Origin of the sequence: Saccharopolyspora rhizosphaerae (genome assembly GCF_003931915.1) — a bacterium.
Lineage (GTDB): Bacteria > Actinomycetota > Actinomycetes > Mycobacteriales > Pseudonocardiaceae > Saccharopolyspora > Saccharopolyspora rhizosphaerae.
This window is the reverse complement of record NZ_RSAA01000026.1, coordinates 45,391-71,476: the sequence shown is the minus strand read 5'-3', so window position 1 is coordinate 71,476 and position 26,086 is coordinate 45,391. Positions and strand designations below refer to the sequence as shown.

General features: G+C 70.6%; 22 protein-coding genes. 12 read left to right on the top strand and 10 right to left on the bottom strand.

The annotated features are described in order from the left end of the window. Positions 1–23 precede the first annotated feature (23 nt). The 4 genes from EIL87_RS22010 to EIL87_RS21995 all read left to right on the top strand — a co-directional run bounded on the left by EIL87_RS22010 (position 24) and on the right by EIL87_RS21995 (position 4,728). Positions 24–605 (top strand): hypothetical protein, encoded by a 582-nt coding sequence (locus tag EIL87_RS22010; protein ID WP_125092493.1) that lies wholly within the window; start codon positions 24–26, stop codon positions 603–605. Positions 606–736: 131 nt separating this feature from the next. Next, positions 737–1,450 carry a tRNA (guanosine(46)-N7)-methyltransferase TrmB gene (gene trmB / locus EIL87_RS22005; RefSeq protein WP_125092492.1) on the top strand — a complete coding sequence of 238 codons (714 nt, stop codon included), beginning with the start codon at positions 737–739 and terminating at the stop codon, positions 1,448–1,450. A 314-nt stretch (positions 1,451–1,764) separates the two neighbouring features. Next, complete coding sequence (locus EIL87_RS22000) at positions 1,765–2,964, top strand: nitric oxide synthase oxygenase (protein WP_125092491.1); 1,200 nt, start codon at positions 1,765–1,767, stop codon at positions 2,962–2,964. A 432-nt stretch (positions 2,965–3,396) separates the two neighbouring features. Continuing rightward, the gene (locus EIL87_RS21995; protein WP_125092490.1) at positions 3,397–4,728 is read left to right on the top strand and encodes an amidohydrolase family protein; all 1,332 of its coding nucleotides are present in this window, start codon (positions 3,397–3,399) and stop codon (positions 4,726–4,728) included. Between the two features lie 51 nt (positions 4,729–4,779). Here EIL87_RS21995 and EIL87_RS21990 read toward each other — a convergent pair whose 3' ends face one another. Beyond that, a complete protein-coding gene (locus EIL87_RS21990; RefSeq protein WP_125092489.1) occupies positions 4,780–5,469 on the bottom strand; it encodes an SDR family oxidoreductase in 690 nt (229 codons plus the stop codon). 127 nt (positions 5,470–5,596) lie between these two features. Here EIL87_RS21990 and EIL87_RS21985 point away from each other — a divergent pair, with 127 nt between their 5' ends. Beyond that, positions 5,597–6,892 (top strand): MFS transporter, encoded by a 1,296-nt coding sequence (locus EIL87_RS21985; protein WP_125092658.1) that lies wholly within the window; start codon positions 5,597–5,599, stop codon positions 6,890–6,892. 674 nt (positions 6,893–7,566) lie between these two features. Here EIL87_RS21985 and EIL87_RS21980 read toward each other — a convergent pair. Next, a complete protein-coding gene (locus tag EIL87_RS21980; RefSeq protein ID WP_233576477.1) occupies positions 7,567–9,618 on the bottom strand; it encodes a PhoX family protein in 2,052 nt (683 codons plus the stop codon). A 377-nt stretch (positions 9,619–9,995) separates the two neighbouring features. Here EIL87_RS21980 and erm point away from each other — a divergent pair, with 377 nt between their 5' ends. Next, entirely contained in the window at positions 9,996–10,733 is a 738-nt protein-coding gene (erm, locus tag EIL87_RS21975; protein ID WP_158628685.1) for a 23S ribosomal RNA methyltransferase Erm, read from the top strand. A 258-nt stretch (positions 10,734–10,991) separates the two neighbouring features. Here erm and EIL87_RS21970 read toward each other — a convergent pair whose 3' ends face one another. The 6 genes from EIL87_RS21970 to EIL87_RS21945 all read right to left on the bottom strand — a co-directional run bounded on the left by EIL87_RS21970 (position 10,992) and on the right by EIL87_RS21945 (position 18,764). After that, positions 10,992–12,947, bottom strand: a complete 1,956-nt coding sequence (locus tag EIL87_RS21970) for a PhoX family protein (RefSeq protein WP_407690566.1) — start codon at positions 12,945–12,947, stop codon at positions 10,992–10,994. A gap of 100 nt (positions 12,948–13,047) precedes the next feature. Then, a complete protein-coding gene (locus tag EIL87_RS21965) occupies positions 13,048–14,271 on the bottom strand; it encodes an MFS transporter (RefSeq protein ID WP_125092486.1) in 1,224 nt (407 codons plus the stop codon). 127 nt (positions 14,272–14,398) lie between these two features. Further along, positions 14,399–16,144, bottom strand: coding sequence for a hypothetical protein (locus tag EIL87_RS21960; RefSeq protein WP_125092485.1), 1,746 nt, complete (start codon positions 16,142–16,144; stop codon positions 14,399–14,401). A gap of 170 nt (positions 16,145–16,314) precedes the next feature. Then, complete coding sequence (locus EIL87_RS21955) at positions 16,315–16,839, bottom strand: OmpA family protein (RefSeq protein ID WP_158628684.1); 525 nt, start codon at positions 16,837–16,839, stop codon at positions 16,315–16,317. Positions 16,840–17,016: 177 nt separating this feature from the next. Further along, positions 17,017–17,817, bottom strand: a complete 801-nt coding sequence (locus EIL87_RS21950; RefSeq protein ID WP_125092483.1) for an ABC transporter permease — start codon at positions 17,815–17,817, stop codon at positions 17,017–17,019. After that, on the bottom strand, positions 17,814–18,764 hold the full coding sequence (locus EIL87_RS21945) for an ATP-binding cassette domain-containing protein (protein ID WP_125092482.1): 951 nt from the start codon (positions 18,762–18,764) through the stop codon (positions 17,814–17,816). The genes EIL87_RS21950 and EIL87_RS21945 overlap by 4 nt, the downstream gene beginning before the upstream one ends. Before the next feature lie 225 nt (positions 18,765–18,989). Between EIL87_RS21945 and EIL87_RS21940 the strand changes: the two genes are divergently transcribed. Next, complete coding sequence (locus tag EIL87_RS21940; protein WP_125092481.1) at positions 18,990–20,831, top strand: acyl-CoA dehydrogenase; 1,842 nt, start codon at positions 18,990–18,992, stop codon at positions 20,829–20,831. Positions 20,832–20,924: 93 nt separating this feature from the next. Here the strand turns inward: EIL87_RS21940 and EIL87_RS21935 are convergent, their stop codons facing one another. Both EIL87_RS21935 and EIL87_RS21930 read right to left on the bottom strand, forming a co-directional pair. After that, positions 20,925–22,193 carry a glycosyltransferase family 87 protein gene (locus tag EIL87_RS21935; RefSeq protein ID WP_325049501.1) on the bottom strand — a complete coding sequence of 423 codons (1,269 nt, stop codon included), beginning with the start codon at positions 22,191–22,193 and terminating at the stop codon, positions 20,925–20,927. A gap of 101 nt (positions 22,194–22,294) precedes the next feature. After that, positions 22,295–23,062, bottom strand: coding sequence for a deoxyribonuclease IV (locus EIL87_RS21930; protein WP_125092480.1), 768 nt, complete (start codon positions 23,060–23,062; stop codon positions 22,295–22,297). A gap of 167 nt (positions 23,063–23,229) precedes the next feature. On the opposite strand from EIL87_RS21930, the gene EIL87_RS21925 reads away from it, so the two are divergent. The 5 genes from EIL87_RS21925 to rplI all read left to right on the top strand — a co-directional run bounded on the left by EIL87_RS21925 (position 23,230) and on the right by rplI (position 25,950). Further along, positions 23,230–24,174 (top strand): hypothetical protein, encoded by a 945-nt coding sequence (locus tag EIL87_RS21925; protein WP_125092479.1) that lies wholly within the window; start codon positions 23,230–23,232, stop codon positions 24,172–24,174. 138 nt (positions 24,175–24,312) lie between these two features. Continuing rightward, the gene (rpsF, locus tag EIL87_RS21920) at positions 24,313–24,663 is read left to right on the top strand and encodes a 30S ribosomal protein S6 (RefSeq protein ID WP_199740554.1); all 351 of its coding nucleotides are present in this window, start codon (positions 24,313–24,315) and stop codon (positions 24,661–24,663) included. Positions 24,664–24,705: 42 nt separating this feature from the next. Continuing rightward, positions 24,706–25,191 (top strand): single-stranded DNA-binding protein, encoded by a 486-nt coding sequence (locus EIL87_RS21915; RefSeq protein WP_125092478.1) that lies wholly within the window; start codon positions 24,706–24,708, stop codon positions 25,189–25,191. Between the two features lie 50 nt (positions 25,192–25,241). Further along, on the top strand, positions 25,242–25,478 hold the full coding sequence (gene rpsR / locus EIL87_RS21910; protein ID WP_093419808.1) for a 30S ribosomal protein S18: 237 nt from the start codon (positions 25,242–25,244) through the stop codon (positions 25,476–25,478). A gap of 19 nt (positions 25,479–25,497) precedes the next feature. Beyond that, the gene (gene rplI / locus EIL87_RS21905) at positions 25,498–25,950 is read left to right on the top strand and encodes a 50S ribosomal protein L9 (protein ID WP_125092477.1); all 453 of its coding nucleotides are present in this window, start codon (positions 25,498–25,500) and stop codon (positions 25,948–25,950) included. Positions 25,951–26,086: the final 136 nt, after the last annotated feature.

The following is a 26,086-nucleotide window of genomic DNA, read 5'->3' as shown; positions in this document are numbered from 1 at the left end:
TCCACACCAGAGGAGTGGGCGACATGCTGTCTTCACAAGAGCGTGCACTGATCGAAGTACCCCGCAGCGGAGGCGTTCGCGCCAACCACGACGGCAACGACGTTCAGCTGGAACCGGTCCCCCGACTCGAGTGGTCGCTGGCGACCGAGTCCCACCCGACCCCCACCGAAGCCGCGACACCCGCGTCGCTCCGCCGCAGTTGGATCCACACCGCTTCCGAGAACCAGGTCCTGGGGCTCTACCGCAAGCTCAACGGCGCCCAGCGCCGGCTGCCCGCTCCGTGGTGGTTGCGCGCGCTGGACCGCGGCGACCTCTCCTCCCGCGCGGAGGCCTTCGCGATCGAGGACGAGGCGCACACCGTCCTCTCCTCCCGGCCCGGCTGGGTCTTCGTGCCCTGGGCCGACATCAGCGAGGCCGGGTACTGGGAGTACGCCCCCTCCGACTGCGGCTCGGTGACGATGCCCACCACCGTGGTCCTCACCGACGAGCACGAGGGCTGGCTCAACGTGGTCCCCGCCTACCGCGACGAGGAACCCCTCCCGATCCCCACCAGCACGGCCTCGCTGCTCTCCCTGCTCCCGCAGGTCGAGTCCTGGCGTCCCTGACCCGCAGCGCTCGCTGCTCGGCGGCGCAGGGCGGCCGGAGGCGCGCCCCGGCCTCGCCATCGCACCGCTGAGCAGGCCTGGGCTGCACGCGGTGGGTGGGGCCTGCGGCCGGTTTGCGATAATTCTTCCTCGTGAATTCCTCTGACCAGCAGGTTCCCTTCCGCCGCACCGTCGTCAGCTACGTCCAGCGAGGCGAGCGGATGACCGTCGGGCAGCAGCGCGCCTGGGACCGCCACTGGGACGAACTCGGCGCCGAAGTCACCGCGCTCCCCGAGGGGCCGCTGGACCTCGAATCCTGGTTCGGCCGCCGTGCACCCGTGGTGCTGGAGATCGGGTCGGGCATGGGCGAGACGACCGCTCAGCTGGTCGCCGCCGAGCCGGACGTCAACTACCTGGCTGTCGAGGTCTACAAGCCCGGTCTCGCCCAGCTCATGCTGCGCGCCGAGAAGCTCGAGGTCTCCCACCTCCGGCTGCTGCGCGGTGACGCCGTGGTGCTGCTGCGCGAACACCTGGAGCCGGGAGCGCTGGACGAGGTGCGGATCTACTTCCCGGACCCGTGGCCGAAGAAGCGCCACCACAAGCGCCGCCTGGTCCAGGCGGAGTCGATCGCGCTCATCGCCTCGCGGCTCCGCCCCGGCGGGGTGCTGCACCTGGCCACCGACTGGGAGAACTACGCCGAGCAGATGCGCGAGGTCTGCGAGGCCGAGCCGCAGCTGCGCAACCGCTTCGCCGACGAGGAGGGGGGCTGGGCTCCGCGCCCCGAGTGGCGACCGGTCACCAAGTTCGAGAACCGCGCGCACGAAGAAGGGCGCGAGATCAGAGACCTCATCTACGAGCGGGTCTAGTTCTTCGGTCGCGGTGGCAGGAGTCCCTGGAGGGGGAAGCGCAGCGGCTCGGTGGGTCCGTGCGCCGCTCCTGGCGTGCGGCCGGTGCACAGCCGCTCAGAGCCTGCGGCGGTGCCGGTGGGGTCCCACCTGGAGGTGCGACTTCCGCGCATCCTTGATGTTCACTCGGATGGCCGATCAAGGTTTCCCTCAAGTGGGTCGACACTAGTGACAACGCGTCGCCGGATCACGCGGCCGTGACGCTTCGACATCACCGAAAAGTGATCAGCTGAGGGCTGCCCAGGCAGCGCTCCTGGCGACTACGTTCTCGCAGCGTGACTGTTGTTCGCGAGGAACTCACCCCGAGCCAGGCGTCGCTCACGGACGCCGAGAGCTTCCTGCGCTCCTTCCACTCCGCCCACCCCGAGGCCGGCTCGCTGCGCGACCGGCTCGCCGAAGTGCGGCGCAGCATCACCGAGACCGGGACCTACCGGCACACCACGGCGGAGCTGACCTACGGCGCCCGCGTCGCGCTGCGCGACAGCGGCTGGTGCACCAGCGGCCTGCCCTGGCACCGCCTCGAGGTGCGCGACCTGCGCGGACTGCGCAACGCCTCGGCCATCGCCAGCGAGTGCTTCGAGCACCTGCGGCTGGCCACCAACGCCGGCCGGATCGAGCCCCTGGTCACCGTCTTCGCCCCGGACGAACCCGACTCCTCCGGTCCGCGGATCTGGAACGAGCAGGTGGTGCGCTACGCCGGGTACGCCCTGGCCGACGGCGGCGTCCTCGGCGACGCCCGCTACCAGGGCTTCACCGAGCAGGTGCAGCGGCTCGGCTGGAAACCACCCGCGCCGCGCACCCGCTTCGACCACCTGCCTCTGGTCGTGGAGACCGAGCACGAGGACGTCACGTTCGTCCCGGTGCCGCGCGACGTCGTGCAGGAGGTGCCGCTCGAGCACCCCGACTACCGCTGGTTCGGCGAGCTCGGGCTGCGCTGGCACAGCGTCCCGCTGATCAGCGGCATGCAGCTGGACATCGGTGGCATCCGGTACCCGGCCGCGCCGTTCAACACCTGGTTCGTGGGCACCGAGATCGGCACCCGCGCCCTGGCCGACGACAGCGCCTACGGCCTGGCCAGGGAGGTCGCCGAACGGCTCGGCATGGACACCTCCACCGAGCGCAGCCTGTGGCGGGACCGGGCGGTCGTGGAGATCAACCGTGCCGTGCTGCACTCCTTCGACGCCGCGCGCGTGACCATCACCGATCACCACAGCGAGGCGCTGCACCGGCTCGAACGGCTGCGCTCGGGGCCCCGCCCCAGCCGCTCCACACCGGCGTTCACGGTGAGCACGAGCGCGGCCCGGCGAGCCACGAGCGGAGCGGCCGATCCACCAGAGCCGGAGGCGCGGGTAACCGCACGCCGGGAACCGGTGCCGGAGCAGGACCGGGCCCCAGCAGGGCGAAATCGCCCCCGCTACGACGTTCTGTCCCGGATGAGCCGCCGGTGTCTGGGCACGGACCCGACCCAGGAGTGAACCCGGAGCTCCCCCGGCGCTTGCGGTTCCGGCCGCCGTAGTTCTCCAGCAGGTCCGGCAGCACGGAGCTCAACGCCATCGCCAGCAGCGCGATCATCGCGACGGACGCGGCGATCGCGGTCATCGTCGTCTCGAACATGGTCAACCTCCCCGATTCGGTCATCCCACAGCGTGGCTGGTGCAGGGGCCTGCGCGGATCGGCCAGCCGGGGATGTTTTCCCTGATCATTCGGTCGGCCCATCGGGGAGCAGCCCCTAGGGGCGGAACCTCGTTGCGGCCTGCAACCAGGTTCCGCGAACCACGCCGGAACCGGTATCGGCGAGCAGGCCAGGATCGCGGGCCCGCAGATCAACCGATCGGCCAGCGCGCGTAGGTCTTCCGGCCGACCGTCGGAGCCCTCGGCGGTGATCAGCGGTGCGGCAGAATGCGGTCATGCCGACCGCACTCCGCCTGCACGCACCGATGGCACTGCCCTGCGACCCGACCTGCTCGGTCATCCGCGACGCGGTGGTCGACGTCGACGACACCGGCCGCATCAGCTACTGCGGTCCCCGCCAGGGCGCACCGGATCGGTCCAACGACGTCGTCGTCCGCGAATGCGGCGGAATCCTGCTGCCCGGCCTCATCAACGCGCACGCCCACAGCCCGATGACCCTGCTGCGCGGCATGGGCGCCGACCTGCCGCTGCTGCGCTGGCTGCACGAGGTGATCTTCCCGGCCGAGGCCCGGCTGCGCCCCTCCGACGTGCGCGCCGGCATGGAGCTGGGCTGCGTGGAGATGCTGCGTGCCGGGATCACCACCAGCGCGGAGATGTACTTCATCGCCGAGTCGATGGTCGAAGCGACTCTGGCGGTCGGTTCCCGCGCCGTCCTCGCCTCCGCCGTCATCGACACCCCCGCGCTGGACGCGCTGGGCGGCTGGCGCGGCGCGGTCGAGGGCGTCGAACGGTGGATCGACGCCGAGGGCCTGCGCTTCGGTCCCGGCGAGCGCATCGAGCTGGCCTACGGGCCCCACTCGGCCTACCTGCTGCCCCCGGAAGCACTGCAGACCATCGGCGAGTCCGCCCAGCAGCGCGGGGCGCTGGTGCACACCCACGTCGCCGAAACCCTCGGCGAGGACACCGTCCAGCGCGCTGAGTACGGCTCGGTGCCCGCCATGCTCGACAAGCTCGGCCTGCTCGACGGGCGCCTCATCGCGGCGCACTCCGTGCACCTCAGCGACGAGGACATCGAGCTGTTCGCGCGGCGCGGCGTCGGTGTGGCGCACTGCCCCGGTTCCAACGCCAAGCTCGCCTCCGGCACCGCGCGGCTGGTCGAGCTGCTGGGTGCCGGCATCCCGGTGGGCCTGGGCACCGACGGCCCGTCCAGCAACGACGACCTCGACCTGTGGGAAGAGGTGCAGCTCGCGGGCCTGTTCGCGCGGACCGTCACCGGCGACGCCACGGCGCTGAGCGCGCGGGCGGCCCTGCTGGCCGCGACCCGCGGCGGCGCGGAGGCGCTGCACCGCGACGACATCGGTGCGCTGGAACCGGGCCGCTGGGCCGACATCGTGCACCTCGACGTCGACAACCCGGCGTTCGCAACGGGTTTGGAGGCGCCCGACGAGCAGGTGCTGTCCAACGTCGTGTGGGCGGCCGGTTCGCGCAGCGTGCGCGACGTGTGGGTGGCGGGTGAGGCCGTCCTCACCGACCGCGAGCCCACCCGCGTCGACCGGCGGACCGTCCAAGCCGCCGCCCGCACCGCGGCCCAGCACGTGCGGGGCTGAGCACGACGGAGCCCCGGACCAGCGCAGGTCCGGGGCTCGGAGGAGTGGTGATCAGGCCGCCGGGCGGACCACGATCTCGGTGAGGTGCGAGTCCGGAGTGGCGTTGACGGCCGAGACGATCGGCTTGGCCACGGACTCGGGACGCAGGTAGCGGTCGGCCTCGAAGGCCCCGCCTTCCTGCTCGCGGACCGAGCGCTGCATGTCGGTCGCGGTCCGCCCGGGGAACACCGAGGTCACGCGCACGCGGTGGGCGGATTCCTCGGCGCGCAGAACGTCGGCGAACGCGCGCAGCGCGAACTTGCTCGCCGCGTAGGCGCCCCAGTTGGGCTTGGCCGACAGGCCCGCGCCGGAGTTGACCAGCACGACGTGGCCCTGCGAGGCGCGCAGCTGCGGCAGCAGCAGCCGGGTGAGTTCGGTGACGGCGAAGAGGTTGACCTCGAAGGTGCGCCGCCAGGAGTCGCCGGTGGCGTCGGCGACGTGACCGAGCTCGACCAGTCCGGCGGAGTGCACCAGGACGTCGATCCGGTCGATGTCGGCGGCGGCGTCGGCCAGGGCGGCGTGGTCGGTGAGTTCGACCGGCCACTGGCGGGCGTCGCCGGGGAGTTCGTCGATCAAGGCTTGTACGGCGTCGGTGTCGCGGCCGCCCAACAACAGGTCATGAGTGTGGGACAGCTCACGCGCGACCGCGGCCCCGATGCCTCGTGAGGCTCCGGTGACCAGGGCAATCGGGCGTTCGGGCATGTCTGTAACGCTACAGGTGGGTCATCTCACCCGAACCACCGGCCGTCCATCCTCTGGGCGACACTTGACCCGGTGCCCGCGCGGCACGTATGCCCTTCCGGTGAGCAGCAACGTCGCCTCAGCGGAGATGCAGAACCGGGTCCTGAGCAAGGTCGCGATCCGGCTGATGCCCTTCCTGTGCCTCCTGTACTTCGTCAACTACCTGGACCGCGTGAACATCGGGTTCGCGGGGCCGAACGGGATGAACGACGAACTGGGCATGACCGCAACGGTCTTCGGGTTCGCGTCCGGGGTCTTCTTCCTCGGCTACCTGGTGCTCGAGGTGCCGAGCAACCTCGCCCTGCACCGCTTCGGCGCCCGCAAGTGGCTGGCCCGGATCATGATCACCTGGGGGATCGTCGCGACCGTGATGGCCTTCGTGCCCAACGCGACGGCCCTGGTGGTGCTGCGGTTCCTGCTGGGCGTGGCCGAGGCCGGGTTCTTCCCCGGCATCATCCTCTACCTGACCTACTGGTTCCCGGCCGTGCAGCGGGCCAAGGCCGTGGCGATGTTCATGGCCGCCGTCCCGGTGTCCAGCGCCATCGGCGCGACCGTCTCCAGCGCTCTGATCACCAGTGGTGACGGCGTGTTCGGCCTGTCCGGCTGGCGGTTCATGTTCCTGGTCGAAGGCGTCCCCGCGATGCTGCTGGCCGTCGTCACCTGGTTCTACCTGACCGACCGGCCGGAGAAGGCCACGTGGCTCGCGGCCGAGGAGCGCGAGTGGCTGGCCGGCGAGTTGGAGGCCGAGCGCGCCGAGACCGAGGCCACGCACGCCTGGCCGCTGCGCAAGGCGCTGACGCACCCGCGGATCCTGGCGCTGGCGTTCGTCTACTTCGGCATCGCCTACGGCCTGTACGCCCTGGGCTTCTTCCTGCCCACGATCATCAAGGGCTTCGAGGCCCAGTACGGCACCGAACTGTCCACGATGGAAACCGGACTGGTCACCGCGGTCCCGTACGTGATCGGCGCGGTGGCGATGATCTTCTGGGCCGCGCACGGCGACCGCACCCGCGAACGCGTCTGGCACGTGGCGCTGCCGATGCTGCTCGGCGGCGCGTCGATCCCGGTGGCGCTGTACTTGGGCAACCCGATCGCGGCGATGGTGGCGGTGACGGTCTGCGCGGTCGGCGTCTGCGCCGCGCTGCCGACCTTCTGGGCGCTGCCGAGCAACTTCCTCGCCGGCGCCGCTGCGGCGGGCGGCATCGCGCTGATCAACTCGCTCGGGAACATCAGCGGCTTCGCGGCCCCGTACATCACGGGTGCCCTCGCCGACGTCACCGGCTCCCAGCGCTCCGGCCTCTGGGTCGTCGGCCTCGTCATGATCGCCGCCGCCTTCACGGTGATCGCCCTCAAAGCCGCCCCCCAGCAACCCCAGAAGAGCTGACCTAGGCGAAGTCACTTCCCGCCTCCCACCCCCTTCGGCGGGAAGTGACCCCGCCCTCCCCCAACCCAGGCGCCTTCCCCCGTGAAGCCTCGAAGTTCTCGCGAAGTTCGAACCCCGAGCTTCCGAGGTCGAACTTCGCGAGCAGTGCGAACCCCGAGCCAGGCCGGGTCTCTACTGAGAAGACACGCCCGAGCGTGTGGGGAAGAATTGACACTCGCGCGAAGTTCGACGGAGTTCGGGGGCTGGGTGTCTGAGGCCTCACGGGTCGGGGGTGCAGGTCCCCGGCTACCGCTGGGCCGCCGTGGCCTGACTCGGAACCATGACAGCGCCCTGGAGGTCGTGCGGGCTCGGAACCACCGGAGCAACGTAGGCGGGGGCGTGAGCAAGGCGGGGTGGGCTGGGCGAGCCCACCACCACGAGTCCTTCGCCGCAGAGTTCGTTGGTGGGGTCTGAGGCCACCTGGGCGGGTCAGCCCGGGGCCACACGGGCCGGGGGCCGTCGGTCTGTGGCCATGCGGCCACCGGGGATGTGGGCCGTGGGCGGTACGGCCTGCCCTGGGTGAGGTGGCCCTGGGCGCGGCGGACCAGGTGCGGGGTGGGTGGCCGCAGGTGGTTCGAGCGCAACGAGGGCCCCTGGCCCTTCCGGCCGGGGACCCCCGCGCTCGCAAGGTGAGATCAGCCGCGGCCGATCTCACCGCCGTCCGCACGCCAGATCGCCACGACCGACGGGCGCGGCTGCGAGGTGCCGCCGTCGGGCCAGTGCGATGCCGGCTCGTCCGCGCTGGCGCCGTCGACCTCGCCCGGGTGTTGCACCGAGACGGTCACCAGCTTGTCGCGCACCACGGGACCGCAGGCTTCGGCGCCGGTGGGCACGGTGAGGAACTGCTTGACGTGGCCACGTTCCGGCCCTTCGACGGGGACCGCGAACAGGCCGTCGTGGGAGTCCAGCGCGTTGCCGTCGGTGGTGAGCCACAGGTTCCCGTGGCGGTCGAAGGCCACGTTGTCCGGGCAGGAGATCGGGCTGACCCGGCTCTTGTCGAACCCGCCGAAGTAGGTGCTCGGGTCGTCCGGGTCGCCGCACACCAGCAGCAGGGTCCAGCCGAAGCGGGTCCCGGTGGTGTCGTCGTCGATCTCCAGCACGTGCCCGTGCTTGTTGCCCACGCGCGGGTTGGCTTCGTCGGCACCCGCGTTCCCCGCGCTGCCGCGGTTGCTGTTGTTGGTCAGCGCGCAGTAGACCTTGCCGTTGACCGGGTTGGGCTGGACGTCCTCGGGGCGGTCCATCTTGGTGGCGCCGACGGCGTCCGCGGCCAGGCGCGTGAAGACGTAGACCTCCTCGGCGGTGAAGCCGGGGACGAACGACTCCTTCCCGCTGGCCAGCGGGATCCACTCGCCGACGCCGTCGAACTCGCCGTCGGCGGGCAGCTTCCCGGTGCCGTCGATCTCGCCCGGGCTGTTGCCGGTGAACTTCGCGACGTGGAGCGTGCCGTCGTCGAGCAGGCTCGTGTTGTGCCGGCGCGCCAGCGCGCTGGTGCCGCGCTTGACCTTGCCGTGGGAGACGAACTTGTAGAGGTAGTCGAAGCGCTCGTCGTCACCGCTGTAGGCCACGACGCGGCCGTCATCGGCGATGGTGACCGCGGCGCCCTCGTGCTTGAAGCGGCCCAGCGCGGTGTGCTTCACCGGGGTCGAGGTCGGGTCGTGCGGGTCGATCTCGACGATCCAGCCGAACCTGTTGACCTCGTTGGGTTCCCGCGCGACGTCCCAGCGCTCGTCGAACCGCTCCCACTTGCGGGTGCTGGCCATGCCCGTCACGCCGTAGCGGTCGAGGCGTTCCCGGGCGACCGGGTCGGTGACCGCGTCGGCGTGGGCGAAGTACTGGTTGATGTTCTCCTCACCGGACAGGATCGTGCCCCACGGCGTGAGGCTGCCCGAGCAGTTGTTCTGCGTGCCCAGGACGGTCGTGCCGGTCGGGTCGGCCGAGGTCTTCAGCAGGTCGCTGCCCGCGGCGGGTCCGCGCAGCTCGAACGGGGTGGTGAGGGTGATGCGCCGGTTGTAGCGGCTCGGCGCGGGCTTGAGGCTTCCGTCGGCCTGGCGTTCGACCTTCACCACGGACAGGCCGTGCGCAGCCCAGGCGATCTTGACCTGCTCCTCGGTGGGGTTGTTCTCGTCGTAGCCGAGGAACATGTGCTCTTCGCTGGTGTACTCGTGGTTGCACACCAGCAGGCTCTCGGCGCCGGTCCGGTCGAGCGCGATGAGCTCGGCGAAGTCGTTGTTGTAGCCGAACTGCTCCTCCTGCGCGGCGGCGCTCTGGTGGGCGGGGTCGAACTCGGGCGCGCCCTCGACGACCGGGTCGCCCCAGCGGATCACGACGCCCTGCTGGTAGCCGTCGGCGACGACCACGGCGTCCCGGGTGTTCGGTGCGACGGGCGGGAACTCGGTGCCGGGCACGGGGTTCCGGGCCGGCGCGGACGGGGCTGCGACCGTGGTGCCGCCGAGCGCGGCGGCGCCGCCGACGGTCAGGGCGAGTGCGCCGGTGGCCTTGAGCGCACGGCGGCGGTTGAGCACGGCCTCGACGACGTCGCCGAAGTAGGCGTTGCCGGAGGTGTTCGGGGCCTCGTGCTGGCAGGCGTTGCCGCAGCGGTACTTGCAGGTGGTCGAGGACCGGTTCGCGCTGTGGTGGGACGCGAGGGGGAGCGGGATGACCCGCCCGTTGTCTCGTCGGGAGGACAAGCGAATCTCCATGGGTTCGTCGGACACCTGCACGCTAGGCAGACCGGGCGATGTCCCCGGTACGTCCGGGTGAACAGGAACCGAACAGGCAACGCAGAGTCGTCAACGCAGGCGCTGATCAGGTGGGCTGCGTCCCGCGGAAATTCGGTTTCGTGCGCGTGGATCCGCTTGTAGGTTCGTCGACATGGGAATTTGCACGGCTGCTTTCTTCATCAGGCTGCGTTCCGCCTAGGCGGCGCGGCTTCGTGCATCGCGTCGCCGTTCGCGTCCGGGTCTCGTTCCTCGACGCGCGGTGGAACGCTGCGGTGATCCGTGAGCGGCCTGCGCCCGCGAGATCCGGTGTCTCCATCCCGGCTCGCGAGTGCAGGAGCAGTCCCATGTCCTTCCGCCGCAGGACGGCGCGCGATCGCGCGCGTCGCGAACTCGGCCAGAACTTCCTGATCAACCCGTCGACGACGCGCCGCCTGAGCAGAGCGCTGGAGCCGTCGGCCCACCCGGTGGTCGAGCTCGGCGCGGGTCGCGGTGCGCTGACCCGAGAGCTCGTCCGGCTCGGACGCCCGGTGATCGCCGTGGAGCTCGACCCGCGCTGGGCCGAGCACCTGACCGCGGAGTTCCCGCAGGTCCGCACGCATCGCGGTGACATGCGCGCGTTCCGGTTCCCGGCGAGACCGCACGCCGTGATCGGCAACCTCCCGTTCGGCATCACCACGACGATGACGCGGCGCCTGCTCGCCACCCCGCACTGGACCGAAGCGGTGCTGCTGGTGCAGCTCGACGTGGCCCGGAAGCGGTCGCGCGGAGGCAGTCAGCTCAACGCCCAGTGGGCGCCGTGGTTCGACTTCCGGCTCCTCGGCGAGGTCCCGGCGCACCACTTCCGCCCGGTCCCGGCCTGCGACGGCGGCATCGTGCACATCACCCGGCGCCGACTCCTGCCGGTGGAGCGCAGGTCCGACTACCAGTCCTTCGTCGAGGCCGTCTACCAGGCACGAGGCCGATCGCTCGCGCAACGGGTCCGCAACGTCACCGGCCGCCGTGTCCACGACGTACCGCCCCTGCCGCGAGACGTGACACCGCAGGGCTGGGCGCACCTCTACCGCCAGGTCCGGAGCAGCTGACCAGGTCGCGAAGATGCGCCAACACGTCCCGAGGGACCGCCTGGCCGATGGCACCGCTGCGGTGACGGTGTCGAGCACCGTCCTTCGGCCGGTCGCGCGGACGTGCGCTGCGGGATCACCCAGCAGGAGAGCGGGGGCGATGCGATGACCCGGCTGTGTCGTGGGACACGGAGGACCGCGAGGGCGGGCACGTGGTCGTGCCCGCCCTCGCGGTTCTCGGAGTTGCTCGGTGCTGTCGAGTACGCCGTCGAGCGCTGATCAGCGCCAGACCGCGACGACCGAGGGCCGCGGTTGCGTGGTGCCGCCGTCCGGCCAGTGGCTGACGGGGTTGTCGGCGTTGGCGCCGTCGACCTCGCCGGGGTGCTGCGCCGAGACCAGGACGAGGTCGTCCTCGATGACCGGGCCGCAGGCCTCCGCGCCGCGGGGGACGCTGAGGAACGCCCGCACGTGGCCGCGTTCCGGGCCCTCCAGCGGGACCTCGTAGAGGCCGTCGTTGAAGCCGAGCGCTTCGCTGGAGTCGGTCGTGATCCACAGGTTGCCGCGGCTGTCGAAGGCGACGTTGTCCGGGCAGGTGATCGGGCTGACCTGCGACTTGTCGTAGCCGCCGAAGTAGGTGCTCGGGTCGTTCGGGTCGCCGCAGACCAGCAGCAGCCGCCAGGCGAAGCGGATGCCGGCCGGGTCGTCGTCGAGCTCCATGACCTGGCCGTGCTTGTTGCTGTTGCGCGGGTTCGCCTCGTCGGCCGGGGCCTTGCCATCGGGCCCGCGGTCGGAGTTGTTGGTCAGGGCCGCGTAGACGCGTCCGGTCGTCGGGTGCGGCTGGACGTCCTCGGGCCGGTCCATCTTGGTGGCGCCCGCCTTGTCGGCGGCCAGCCGCGTGAAGACGTAGACCTCTTCGGCGGTCATGCCGTCGACGAAGCTGGTGTCGTTGTGCGCCAACGGGGTCCACTCGCCGATGCCGTCGAACTCGCCGTCGGTGGGGAGCGTGCCGGTCCCGTCGACCTCGTCGGGGCTGTCGCCGGTGAACTTGGCGACGTAGAGCGTGCCGGAATCCAGCAGCGACATGTTGTGCCTGCGCGCGAGTCCGCTGGAGCCCGGCTTCACCGTGCCGTCGGAGACGAACCGGTACATGTACTCGAACTTCTCGTCATCGCCCAGGTAGGCGGCGACACGGCCGTCGTCGAGGACGCGGATGTTGGCACCCTCGTGCTTGAACCGGCCCAGCGCCGTGTGCTTGACGGGGGTGGACGACGGGTCGTGCGGGTCGAGCTCGATGATCCAGCCGAACCGGTTGGGCTCGTTGACCTGCTGCGACAGGTCCCAGCGCGAGTCGAACCGCTCCCACTTGCGGTCGGTGTCGCCGCCGCTGATCCCGTAGCGGGCGAGGCGTTCCGCGACGACCGGGTCGGTGACGTCGTCGGCGTGGGCGAAGTACTGGTGGAAGTTCTCCTCGCCCGAGAGGATCGTCCCCCACGGGGTCACGCCACCCGAGCAGTTGTTGATCGTGCCCAGCGACCGGGTCCCGGTCGGGTCGGCCGGGGTCTTGAGCAGGTCGCTTCCCGCGGCGGGTCCGCGCAGCTCGAACGGGGTGGTGAGGGTGATGCGCCGGTTCAGCGGGTCGATCACCGGCTTCTTGTCCTCCAGCACCACCACCGAAAGCCCGTGCGCGGCCCAGGAGATGCGCACCTGCTCCTCGGTCGGGTTCTCGGAGTCGTAGCCGCGGAAGAGGAACTCCTCGGTGACGTACTCGTGGTTGTTGACCATCAGCCGGCGGCGGCCGGGCAGCGGCAGCAGCGCGCAGAAGTCGTTGTTGTAGCCGAACTGGCCTTCCTGCGCTTCGGGAGTCTGGTTGTCGAAGTCGAACCCGGGTGCCCCGGGCAGGATCGGGTCACCCCAGCGGATCACGACCTGCTGCTGGAATCCTTCCGGAACCACCACGGCGTCGTCGCTGTTGGGCTGGATCGGCACGAAGTCCAGTCCGGGCGCGGCGGCGGCCTGCCGGGAGGCGAGCGCGGGAACGGCGAGCGCGGCGGAGGCTACCGCGCCGGCCTTGAGCAGGCCGCGACGGCTGAGAACCTGCTCCAGGACCTGTCCGAAGTAGGCGTTGTCCGAGGTGTTCGGCGGGTGGTGGGAGCACTGGTCGCCGCACCGGTAGCGGCAGGTGATGCTCGCGCGGCCGCCGGTGAGCAGCGGCAGGAGTCGACGTTCGGGAGTCACCAGGACCTCCAAGCTGTTCGAGAACGCTTGGAGCGTAAGCGAGCGTCGCCGTTGTGCAAGGGGTTGGCGAACAATGGGCGACGCCCGTCCGGCGCTCCGGTCAGACCTCTTCGCCGACCACGGCCGCTTCGCCCGGCACCTGGTGCGCGTCGGCCTTCCCGCGCAGACCGGGCACCAGCAGCAGCGCGGCGATCACGCACAGGACCGCGCCGACGGCGAACGGCGCGTGGTCGGACCCGAACGTGGTCGCGACGTGGCCGACCAGGGTGGCCGCGGCGGCACCGCCGAGCCAGCGGCAGAAGTTGTACCCGGCGCTGGCCACCGGGCGGGGGGCGTTGCTGACGCTCATCGCCGACCCGGTGAACAGCGTGTTGAGCAGGCCCGACGCCAGTCCGCTGAGGATCACGCCGACGACCACGACCGGCTTGGACCCGACCGCCATGACGCCCAGGACGGCCGCGTAGAGCAGCACCGCGATGATCGTGCCGCCGACCTCGCCGAACCGGGCCGCCAGCTTCGGCGCCAGGGTCACACCGGCGACCGCCACGCACAGGCCCCAGCCGAAGAAGACCAGGCCGACCGCGATCGCGCCGAACTCCAGCACGAACGGAGACCAGGCCAGCACGATGAAGAAGCTCGCGGTGTAGAAGGCCGAACCGAGCGAGGTGCGCAGCAGGCCGCTGTGCTTGAGCGCCTTGAGCGGGTCGAGGACACCGATCTTGCGGCGGGTGGAGCGGTCACCGTCCTTGGGCAGGAAACCGGCGGAGAGGACCAGCGCGACAGCCATCAGCGCGGCGGTGCCGGCGAACGGGCCCCGCCAGGAGATGTCGCCCAGCAGGGCGCCGAGCAGCGGCCCGGTCGACAGGCCGATGCCCAGCGCCGCCTCGTAGAGCAGGATCGCGGCCTGCTGCCCGCCGGAGGCGGCGCCGACGATCACCGAGAGGGCGGTGGCGATGAAGAACGCGTTGCCCAGGCCCCACACCGCGCGCAGCGCGACGAGCTGCCCGATGGAGCTCGCCAGCGCGCACGCGATGGTCGCCAGCACGATCAGGGCGAGGCCGGTGATGACGGTGCGCTTGGGCCCGAAGCGGGCGCTGAACGCACCGGTGACGAGCATGGCGACGACCTGCACGCCCAGGTAGGACGAGAACAGCAGGGTGACCTGCTCCGGTCCGGCGTTCATCGCCTCGGCGATGGACAGCAGGATCGGGTCGACCAGCCCGATGCCCATGAAGGCGATGACCGCCGCGAAGGCGGTGATCCACACCGCCTTGGGCTGTCCCTTGAAGACGTCGAGTAACCGAACGTCGTGCCCGGTGCTCATCGCCACGCCACCCCTCATCACGGCGCCCGCGGTTGCGGACGCGGCTGTCCCGAGAAAACAAGTTCGTTCGCGATGCTAAACAAATGTCGTGAGCGGGACAAACGGACATGAGCAGCGTCACCGCGGGTCAGCCGTCGAGCGCGGCGCGCGCCGCGGCCGTGACCTCCTCGTCCGCGTGGTGCTCGGCCAGCGCTTCGAGCAGCGCGCCGGCGTGCGCGTGCCCGCTCCCGGCGAGCTCCTGCACGAACCGCACCTGCTCCTCGGACGGCCGCTCGGCGATCTCACCGACGAACGCCTCCACGTCGTCCTCCAGCGCCACGGCCATCGCGTCCACGCGGAACAGCAGCGCGTCGCCCTCGCGCGCCAGCGGTTCGCCGGTGGTGGCCTGCAGCCACACCCGCACCGCCGCCCCGCACACCGGGTCCTCGACCACCCCGCGCGCCGCCGCGACGCCGTCGGCGCCGGTCGCCTCCAGCAGCGCCAGCGCGGGCACCCGCACCGCCGGGTCGTCCACCAGCTCCAGCAGTGCGACCAGCTCGTCGGCGGCCTGCGCCGAACCCCGGTGCTCGATCCAGGTCGCGGCCAGCGACTGCTGTGCCTGCGGCGAACCATCGGCGAACAGCAGCGCCACCAGCTCGGCCGGGGCCAGCCGCACTGCCTCGGGCGTCGGCACGCGGAAGCCGAACGCCCGCAACGACTCCCGGGCCGCCCACAGGCCTGCGGGCAGCAGCTCCACGAACGTCTCGAACGGCAGCTCCGCGCGCTCCTCCTCCGTCGCGGGCCGGACGCGCACCGCCTCCATCGACTCCCACTGCTCGACGATCCGGGCCAGCAGGTCCTGCACCGGCTTCGGGTCCTCGGCGCCCAGCACGTCGGCGGCCGTGGCCGCCAGGACCTCCAGCGGAACCGCCTCGCCGGCCGCGTGGAGCACGCTCAGGGCGGACTGCACCAGCTCCGGCAGCTCGTCCTCGTCGTCGGCCTCAACCCCGATCGCGTCGACACCTTCCCGGAAGGCGTCGTCGAGCAGCACGAAGCTCTGCCACAGCTTCGTCCACAGCGCTTCCGGCTCGGCCAGCAGCGGAGCTGCGATCAGCGTCGGCACCAGCCCGCCGTCGACGTGGCGCAGCAGGCCCGCGCGCTGCGCCCACTCCTGCAGCAGCTCCGCGGTGGCGGTGTCGCTGCCCAGCGCCGCGGACAGCTTCTCCGCGCCCTCGCCCGCCTGCTCCACGGTCGTGCGGATGCGCTGGATGATCGGTGTCTGGGCCGCGACCGCGCGGTGCGGGGCCTCCTCGGCCAGCTCCACCGGGCACAACCACAGCCTCGGCTGCGGCTCCGGCTCGGCGGCCTCGCGGGCGGCGATCTCGTCGGCCGTGTCCTGGTCGACGTCGAGCTCACCTGCCTCGACCGCCTCGTGGAACGCCTCCACCGCGGCGTCGTCGGAGTCGTCCACGCCCAGCTCGCGCATGGTCGTCGTCCAGAACTTCTCCGAACCCCACTCGCCCGGGTCCGCCATCGCGGCCAGGTAGGACGGGATCGCCTGGTCGATGACCTCGTGCAGCGCCGCCACGGAATCGGTCGAGGTCAGCAGTCGTTCGTCGGCGAGGAAGTCGATCCACCGGTGCAGCAGGTGCGGGACAGCCGACCACGACTCGATCAGCACGGCTCGGCGGGGCACCACCTCGGTCAGGGCGCGGACGAGGTCCTCCTCGCGCCAGTGCGCGAGCATCCCGTCGGAGAGGAACTTGTCGTCGAGCAGCAGCTCGAGCAGCTCCGCCGAGTCGAGTTCGGGGTGGCGGTCGGTGAAGCGTTCGACCAGGTCGGTGCAGGCCTCGTCGAAACGCTCTTGCTCGCCGTGGATGAAGACGGTGCGCATTGGGGGACCCCGTTCGCTCACGTGTGCGGATGTGGTGGCCCCAGGCTAGGGATGACCGGAGCCGGATCCGGGGACCGTGAGCGAGGTCGTGCCCCCGTGTCGTGATCACCCGGGCCGCACGCGTGAGAGCGGGGCGACCGACGTTCGGCCGCCCCGCTGCTCGTGGGTGCTCACTGGAGCGAGACTTCGACCTTGCGCGCCGCGCCCGGGTCCCCCTCGGCGTCGCCCTGGCCGGAGACCTGCAGGCGGTCCGCCGGAGCCCCGGCCTGCGTCAGCTGGTCGGCGACCGCTTGGGCGCGCTCCTGGGACAACTGCTGGCTGTCCTGGTCGGAGTTCGTCCCGGACGCGGTGAAGCCGGAGACGGTGAACTTCATGTCCTGCGGAGCAGCCTTGATCACCTCGGCGAACTTCGTCACCGCGTCCCGGCCCTGGTCGCTGAGCTCGCTGCTGTCCGGGTCGAAGGTGATCGGCGAGGCCTGGTTGAGCTGGTCGAGCTGGCCCTGCAGCTGCTCCTTGGCCTGAGCCGCGTCGCCGCCGTCCTGCTCACCGCCGCCCTGCTCACCGGTGCCCATCCCACCGGGCTGCTGCTCACCGGCGGCCGGTGGTGGTGGGGCCGGCGCACCCGACGGCATGCCCGTTCCGCCCTCCTGGCCGCCACCGCACCCGGCGAGCAAAGCCGACGTGCAAGCGATCACTGCTGCCGTGTACGTGACGTTCGTTCGGCGCATACCCACCTCGCGGTCCGTGGTGCTGACTCGGGACGGGTGGATAGTGCGGCTTGTCGGCCGCGAAACCGGTGAATGACCGCGCGAGTCCGAAATGCGTTCATGCCAAGGTGTGAACGCCGCTCGGCTCTCAGCAGCGCCGGCGGGTCATCGGCTGGCCACGCGGCGGTAGCGGGCCACCGCGAGCGGGATGAAGACCGCCAGGATCACCAGCGCCGACGCGATCGAGTACAGCACCGCGTGCTGCGCGGGCCAGCTGTCCGGTGGTGGTCCGGTCACCCGCAGGGGGTTGCCGTACAGCTGCCGCAACGCGTCCGAGTACACCGTGATCGGGTTCCACTCCGCGAACGTCCGAAGAGGACCGGGCATCGACTCGGCCGGGACGAAGGCCGAGGACACGAACGTCACCGGGAACATCCACAGCAGACCCGCGCTCTGCGCGACCTCGACGCTGCGCGCCACCAGCCCGATGAACGCCCCCACCCACGACATCGCGAACGAGAACAGCAGCAGCAGGCCGAACGCCAGCAGCGCGTCCAGCGCGCTGCCCCGGATCCGCCAGCCGACGATCAGCCCGCACAGCGACATGATCACCACGGTCAGCACGCTGACCAGCAGGTCCGAGGTGGTCCGCCCGAGCAGCACGGCGACCCGGGACATGGGCAGCGACCGGAAGCGGTCCATCATGCCCTTCTGCAGGTCGTTGGCCAGGCCGATCACGGTGAAGGCGCTGTTGAACGCCACGGTCTGCACGAAGATCCCGGCGATCAGGAACTCCCGGTAGGCCTCGCCGCCGAGGCTGCCGCCGAAGACGTAGGCGAACATGAGCACGAACATGATCGGCTGCGCGGTGCCGGCCAGCAGCAGGTCCGGGTTGCGCTTGATGTTCATCAGGTTGCGCCACGCCACGACGTTGCTGTCGCGGAGGCTCACGGCCAGCGCGTTCATGCCTGCTCCTCCTCGGCGTGCCGGCCGGTCAGGCCCAGGAACACGTCGTCCAGCGTCGGCCGGTGCAACCCGACGTCGTTGACCGCGATGGTGTCGGCGTCGAGCCGGCGCAACGCCTCGATCAGCGCCTTCGGCCCGGCTTCCACCGGCACGGTGACCCGCCGCAGCGCCACCTCCACCTGCGGTTCGGCCACGCCGACCTCGCGCAGCACCCGCGCCACCACGGGCAGGTCGGCCGCGTCCGCCGCGACGAGCTCCAGGCGCTCCCCGCCGACGCGGGACTTGAGCTCGTCGGCCGTCCCGCTGGCGATCACCTTCCCGCGGTCGATGACCGCGATCGAGTCGGCCAGCTGGTCGGCCTCCTCCAGGTACTGGGTGGTCAGCAGCACCGTGGTGCCGTCGGCGACGAGTTCGCCGATGACCTCCCAGGTGTCCAGCCGACCGCGCGGGTCGAGCCCGGTGGTCGGTTCGTCGAGGATCACCACGCTCGGCGAGGCGACCAGCGCGCCGGCCAGGTCGAGGCGCCGCCGCATGCCCCCGGAGTAGCCCTTCGACGGCCGGTCCGCGGCCTCCGCGAGCTTGAACCGGTCGATGAGCTGCCGAGCCCGGGCTGAGGCAGCCGAGCGGGACATGCCGTAGAGGCGGCCCACCATGTGGAGGTTCTCGTAGCCGGTGAGGTTCTCGTCGACGGCCGCGTACTGCCCGGACAGGCCGATCGAGCGGCGCACCGCGTGCGGTTCGGCGAGCACGTCGTGCCCGGCGACGAACGCGCGGCCCGAGTCCGGGCGGAGCAGCGTGGTCAGGATGCGCACCGTGGTCGTCTTGCCCGCGCCGTTGGGGCCCAGCAGCCCGAGGACCGAGCCGCTGGGCACCTCGAGGTCGACCCCGTTCAGCGCACGAGTCGACCCGAAGCTCTTGACCAGCGCTTCCGCACGAACCGCAGTCATCTGCACCCCCAGGGTGATGTCCGGCTCCGCCACTGTAGGACGTGGGCCTGACAGAGCGCGCCCGATTTTTCAGCCGGGGCGTCGTCGCAGCTCAGAAGGGGTGATCCGGGAGGGTGGCACGGGTCGCCTCGACAGAAGTTACTGCCAGGTAATACCCTCTTGTTACCGACGAGTAAGGGCTCGTAGCCGGGCCCACCCGCAGCAGCGCGCAAGAGGGAGCCTTCGATGGGCCACTACAAGAGCAACGTCCGAGACCTCGAGTTCAACCTGTTCGAGGTCCTCAAGGTGCAGGACCGACTGGGCAAGGGCGCTTTCGAGCAGGCCGACCAGGACACCGTTCGTGGCGTGCTTTCCGAACTCAACGACCTCGCCACCGGCCCGCTCGCCGATTCGTTCGTCGAAGGCGACCGCCAGGGCGCGCACTTCGACCCGGCCACCCACTCGGTGACCCTCCCGGAGTCGTTCAAGAAGTCCTACCAGGCGGTCATGGACGGTGAGTGGTGGCGGATCGGCCTGCCGGACGAGCTCGGCGGCTACGGCATCCCCCCGACCGTCAACTGGGCCGCCGGGGAGCTGATCCTCGGCGCCAACCCGCCGATCTACATGTACATGGCGGGCCCCAACTTCGCGACGATCCTCTGGAAGAACGGCACGGAGGAGCAGCAGAAGTGGGCTCAGCACATGATCGAGCGCGGCTGGGGCGCCACCATGGTCCTCACCGAGCCCGACGCGGGTTCCGACGTCGGCTCCGGCCGCACCAAGGCGGTCCAGCAGGAGGACGGCAGCTGGCACCTCGAGGGCGTCAAGCGCTTCATCACCTCGGCTGACCAGGACATGACCGAGAACATCATGCACCTGGTGCTGGCCCGCCCCGAGGGCCCGGGCATCGAGCCCAAGCCCGGCACCAAGGGCCTGAGCCTGTTCCTGCTGCCGAAGTACCACTTCGACAGCGAGACCGGTGAGCCCGGCGAGCGCAACGGCGTGTACGTCACCAACGTCGAGCACAAGATGGGCATCAACGCCTCCGCCACCTGCGAGCTCACCTTCGGCCAGCACGGCACCCCCGCCAAGGGCTGGCTGCTCGGCGAGGTGCACGACGGCATCGCGCAGATGTTCCAGGTCATCGAGTACGCGCGGATGATGGTCGGCACCAAGGCCATCGCGACCCTGTCCACCGGCTACCTCAACGCGCTGGAGTACGCCAAGGAGCGCGTGCAGGGCGCGGACCTGACCCGCAGCACCGACAAGACCGCGCCGCGCGTCACCACCACGCACCACCCGGACGTGCGCCGCGCCCTGATGCTGCAGAAGGCCTACTCCGAGGGCCTGCGCGCCATCTACCTCTACACGGCCGACTACCAGGACCAGGTCGCCCAGGGCAAGCACGACGGCAGCGACGTGAGCCTCGCCGAGGCCGTCAACGACCTGCTGCTCCCGATCGTGAAGGGCGTCGGCTCCGAGCGCGCCTACGAGATGCTCACGCACTCGCTGCAGACCCTCGGCGGCTCCGGCTTCCTGCAGGACTACCCGATCGAGCAGTACATCCGCGACGCCAAGATCGACAGCCTCTACGAGGGCACCACCGCGATCCAGGCGCAGGACTTCTTCTTCCGCAAGATCGTCCGCAACAAGGGCGCGGCGATCGGCCACGTGGCGAGCGAGATCCAGAAGACGCTGGAGAACCCGAACGCCGACGAGCGCCTCAAGGAGGAGCGCGAGCTGCTCACCCGGGCCCTCGGCGACGTCCAGGGCCAGCTCGGCACGCTGTTCGAGTTCCTGACCTCCGCCCAGGACGAGATCAAGAACATCTACAAGGTCGGCCAGCACGCCGTCTCGTTCCTGATGTCGGTCGGTGACCTGCTCATCGGCTGGAAGCTGCTGCAGCAGGCCGAGATCGCGCTCGCCGCCCTCGACGCCGGTGCCGGCAAGGACGAGTCGTTCTACCAGGGCAAGGTCGCGGTGAACCGCTTCTTCGCCAAGAACGTGCTGCCCGAGCTGACCGGTCGTCGCAAGATCATCGAGGCCGCCGACAACTCCCTCATGGAGGTCGACGAGTCCGCCTTCTGATCGGACCCCTGCGACAGGAGGGACCTGCGGCTCGGCCGCAGGTCCCTCTTCGTTCGTGGGCGCCCGCTTCGGACCTGGAACCGGCGGGGAGGTTCAGCCGGTGACCCGGGTGCCCTCCGGGGCGGGGGACGGTGCGGGAGTGTCCTCGCGGTCGTCGATGGTCGTGCGGGTGGCGAGGAACGCCACGAAGAGCCCGACCAGCAGCGCCGCGCGGCCCCAGACGCCGATCATCAAGGCCTGGGCCGCGAAACCGTCGTGGACGCCGCTCGGTTCGCCCGCGTTGTTCAGGTGCAGCCAGCGGAAGATGCCGGTGCACATCGCGAAGTCCGCCGCGAAGTACGCCGCGATCCAGCCCCAGCGCACCTGCACCAGCACGAAGAACGGCAGCAGCCACAACGTGTACTGCGGCGAGTGGACCTTGTGCAGCAGCAGGAACCCGCACAGCATCGCGGCCGACACCTGCACCCACGGGTAGCTGCCGGTCTTCTCGTACCGCAGCCAGCCGACCCAGCACGCGATCGCGAACGACGCCAGCACCAGGCCCGGCGAGATGATCCCCATCGCGTCCTGGAAGCCGTCGTCACCGGTCCAGTGCCGGAAACCCCAGTACCAGACCGAGTTCGTGCTGATGTCGACCTGACGCCGGGACTGGAACTCGAACGACGCGGCCCAGCCCTGGAAACCCGCCAGCGCGAAGGGCACGTTGACCAGCACCGCAGTCCCCGCCGCCGCGCCAGCGACCCGCACCGCGCCGCGCCAGTCCCGGCCGCCCTCGGTGAACACGTGCAAGGCCAGCGGCAGCACGAAGATCGCCGGGTAGACCTTCAACGCGAAACCCAATCCGAGCAGCACCGCCGCCACCGTCGACCGCCGCGCCAACGGGGCCCGCCAGCGGTGCATCACGTACACCGCCGCGACCGCGCTGGCCACCACCGGCAGGTCCCAGTTGTGGAAGGCGTAGAGCACCAGCGGCGGGCCGAGCGCCCACAGCAGCGCTCGCCAGCGGCTCAACCGGCCCAGCCACCACGCCACGGCCAACCCGAACGGCGCCATCAGCAGCGCCGAGGACAGCAGGAAACCGGCGTCGGTGTCGACGAAGAGGGCGCCCAACCACATCAGGACGCCGGTCAGCACCGGGTACTCGACGACCCCGCCCCACAGCGAGCCGTCCGGGTCGATGCCGCCGTGCACGTACGGGAACACGTGCCGGTCGATGTCCCGGCCCACCCACAGGTTCTGGACGTCCGAGTAGCAGACGTCCCGGTACGACCGCATCTGGTAGTCCGGCCCCGAGCGGCCCCACTCGTTGAACTCCGGACCCGTGCACCGCGCCTTGTTCGCGTATCCCAGTGCCAAGGTCACGGCCGTCAGCAGGCACAACACCGCCAACGCCGACACCGTCAAGCCGCGCGCGACCCTGATACCGGGCTCCTCTCACCCGGGCTGACCGGGAAGACCTCTGGTCAGCTCGCCTTCGAGCGCAGGAACTCGATGTCGGCGGCCTGCCCCTCCGCCGGGGTCTCGAGCACCACCGGCGCACCGGCCTTCGACACCACGCCCACCAGGAGCTCGGGATCGATGTTGCCCGAACCGATGTTGGCGTGCCGGTCCCGCGACGACCCGAACTCGTCCCGCGAGTCGTTGAGGTGGACCAGGTCGATCCGGCCCGTGATGGCCTTGACCCGGTCCACGGCGTCGACCAGCTCCTCGCCCGCCGCGTGCGCGTGGCAGGTGTCGAAGCAGAACCCGGCGCCGAACTCGCCCACCGCGTCCCACAGCTCGGCCAGCGCGTCGAACCGCCGGGCCATCGCGTTGGCGCCGCCGGCGGTGTTCTCGATCAGGATCGGGACCTCGAAACCGCCCTCCTCGGCCTGCCGCTCGAAGAGCTTGCGCCAGTTCGCGACGCCCTCTGCCGGGTCGTCGTCCTTGGTCACGTGGCCGCCGTGCACGATCAACCCCTTCGCGCCCACCGCCGCGGCGGCCTTGGCCTGCTGCGCGACGGACTTCCGCGACGGGATGCGGATCCTGTTGTTCAAGGAGGCCACGTTGATCACATAAGGTGCGTGGATGAAGACGTCCACGTCGCTGTCGCGCAGCTGTTCCGCGTGCGGGTGCGGCTTCGGCGCCTTCCACCCCTGCGGGTCGGACAGGAAGAACTGCACCACCTCCGCGCCGCGCTCAGCGGCGGCGGTCAGGGGGTCGTCATCGCGAACGTGGGCGCCGATACGCATGGCGAGCAGTCTATGCGCCCCCGCCGACCCGGTCGTCGTACCCGGCGGTTCCACGGGGTGGGAGATCCACGGATTTGCCGGACCACCGCAACCAAAGGCGGTACTCACGCGTTAGGAGCTTTGGGACAGTGACTGTCGATCAGGAGCCGTACGCGAGGAGGCGAGCAATGGGTGCCAGGGGTAACCCCAACCCGCTCATCAAACCCGGCGCGCTCCGCCGCACCGTGTCCGCTGGTGCCGCGGGTCTGGCCGTCCTGGCCGGCAGCTGCTTCGGCGCAGGCGCCGCCGGTGCCGCTGAACCGCTGGTGGTCGACCAGCCCATCGTCATCGTCTCCGGCGATGCCGGGCAGCCGGTCGCGGTGCTGCCCGGGACCCTGGACTTCAAGCTCAACCAGGCCGTGCTGCTGGCCATGCCGCTGGCCTTCGGTCCCGCCACCCAGGCCTCCGAGGAGTTCGCCGCAGGCAGCCCGATCACCCTCGGCGTCGCCGAACCCGGGACCAACTCCTTCTCCGGCCGCGAGATCGCCCAAGCCGCGACACCGCGCCTGACCTCGCTGGGCCTACCGGAGGACAAGGTGGAGGCGGTCCGCTTCCACTTCACCAACCTCGTCAGCCTCGGCAACTCGGTCACGGTCAACACCCCGGAGCCGGAGGAGGAGCAGCCTCCGCCGTCCTCCGAGGAGCAGTCCCCGCCGCCCTCGTCCGAGGATCCGCCGCCGGAGTCGACCTCCCCGGCCCCGGCCCCCGCGCCGGTGGCTCCGCCCCGGTCGGCGCCCGCCACGGCTCCGGTGCCGACCACGCCCACCGCCAGCGGGGCTCCGGCCGCGGTCAGCATGCTGCCGCCGAGCCTGCGCGGTGCGTCGCTGCCGTGGGCGCAGGCACGCTACGGGCAGGTGCCCGGCATGGCGCCCGACGTGGGTGACCTGGCTCGCCAGGCCGAGGAGCGCCGGCGCGCCCAGGACGAGCAGGACGAGATCCGCGCGGCCGGCCAGGCGGAGGCCCTCCCCACGGAGGTCTCCGAGCGGGTCGCCCTGCCGGTGCTCATCGCGGCGATCTCCCTCGCGGCCGTGACCGCGGGCCTCGTGCGCGCCTGGGTCCTGCGCCGCCACTGAGCTGCACGATCTCCCGACTCGCCGGTGGTGAGGGCGGTGTCGGGACGGTCGGTCCTCCTTGCTACCGTTGACCAGTTCGTCGACGCGAACGACCCTCCTGCCACGGAAAGTCCGTGGCCGTGAGTCCACAGGAGGTGAATGGTCTTCATGCGTCACTACGAGCTCATGGTCATCCTGGACCCGAGCCTGGACGAGCGCACCGTCGCTCCGTCCCTGGAGAACTTCCTCAACGTCGTCCGCAACGACGGTGGCACCGTCGAGAAGGTCGACGTCTGGGGCCGTCGTCGGCTGTCCTTCGAGATCAACAAGAACTCCGAGGGCATCTACGTCGTCCTGGACCTCAACGCTGAGCCGGCCACCGTCAAGGAGCTGGAGCGTCAGCTGAACCTCAACGAGTCGATCCTGCGGACCAAGGTCCAGCGGAAGATCGTCGAGCCCCGCAAGGCCGCTCGCGCCGCCAAGGCCCGTGCCGCCAAGGCGTCCGCCTGACCACGTCGTACCCGCTGACGACCAGACTGGAGTCCCCAGGTCATGGCTGGTGAAACGGTAATCACGGTGGTCGGGAACCTGACCGCCGACCCGGAGCTGCGCTTCACCCCGTCGGGCGCCGCGGTCGCGAACTTCACGATCGCGTCCACGCCCCGGACCTTCGACCGCCAGACCGGCGAGTGGAAGGACGGCGAGGCGCTGTTCCTGCGCTGCAACATCTGGCGGCAGGCCGCGGAGAACGTGGCCGAGACGCTGACCCGGGGCATGCGGGTGATCGCGCAGGGTCGGTTGCGCCAGCGGTCCTTCGAGACCAAGGAAGGCGAGAAGCGCACGGTCGTCGAGCTCGAGGTCGACGAGATCGGCCCGGCTCTGCGCTACGCGACCGCCAAGGTCAACAAGGTCAGCCGCGGTGGTGGCGGCGGTTTCGGTGGCGGCAGCGCCCCGGCCGGCCCGCCGGCCGACGACCCGTGGGGTTCGGCCCCGCCGGCGGGGTCCGGTGGAGGCTTCAGCGACGAGCCGCCGTTCTGACGGCCGCCGCAGCTAACGCTTAGGAAGTTTTTCGTTCGGGAGGAAGACCCATGGCCAAGGCGCCTGTGCGCAAGCCGAAGAAGAAGGTCTGCGTGTTCTGCAAGGACAAGGCCACGCTGATCGACTACAAGGACACCACTCTGCTGCGGAAGTACATCTCCGACCGCGGCAAGATCCGTGCCCGCCGGGTTACCGGCAACTGCAGCCAGCACCAGCGCGACGTCGCCATCGCGGTGAAGAACGCGCGCGAGATGGCGCTGCTGCCCTACACCTCGACCGCTCGCTGATTCGGGAAGGAGTCACGTCATGAAGATCATCCTCACCGCTGACGTGTCCGGTCTCGGCGAGTCCGGCGACATCGTCGAGGTCAAGGACGGTTACGCGCGGAACTACCTGCTGCCCCGCAACCTGGCCATCGTGGCCACCAAGGGCGCGCAGAAGCAGGTCGAGACGATCCGTCGCGTCCAGGAGAACCGCCGGGTGCGGAACCTGGAGCACGCCCACGAGCTCAAGCAGCAGCTGCAGAACCTGGAGTCGGTCACGCTGACCGCGAAGGTCTCGCCGCAGGGCAAGCTGTTCGGCTCGATCAGCAGCGGCGACGTGGCCGCTGCGGTCCGCAAGGCCGGTGGCCCGAACATCGACAAGCGTTCGGTCTCGCTGCGCGGCCACATCAAGTCGCTGGGCAAGCACGTCGTCGACGTGAAGCTGCACCCCGACGTGACGGCCAACGTCAACGTCGAGGTCACCGGCGAGCAGTGACCCGGTAGTACCGGATTCTTCCAGCGGCATCGTCCACTCCGGCATTCGCGTGACGGGGTGGACGATGCCGTCTCCTGGGCGTGCACGGGCGGTCACGGTTCTGGTGCGCTGATCACCTACCGCTGTTGAGAACGAC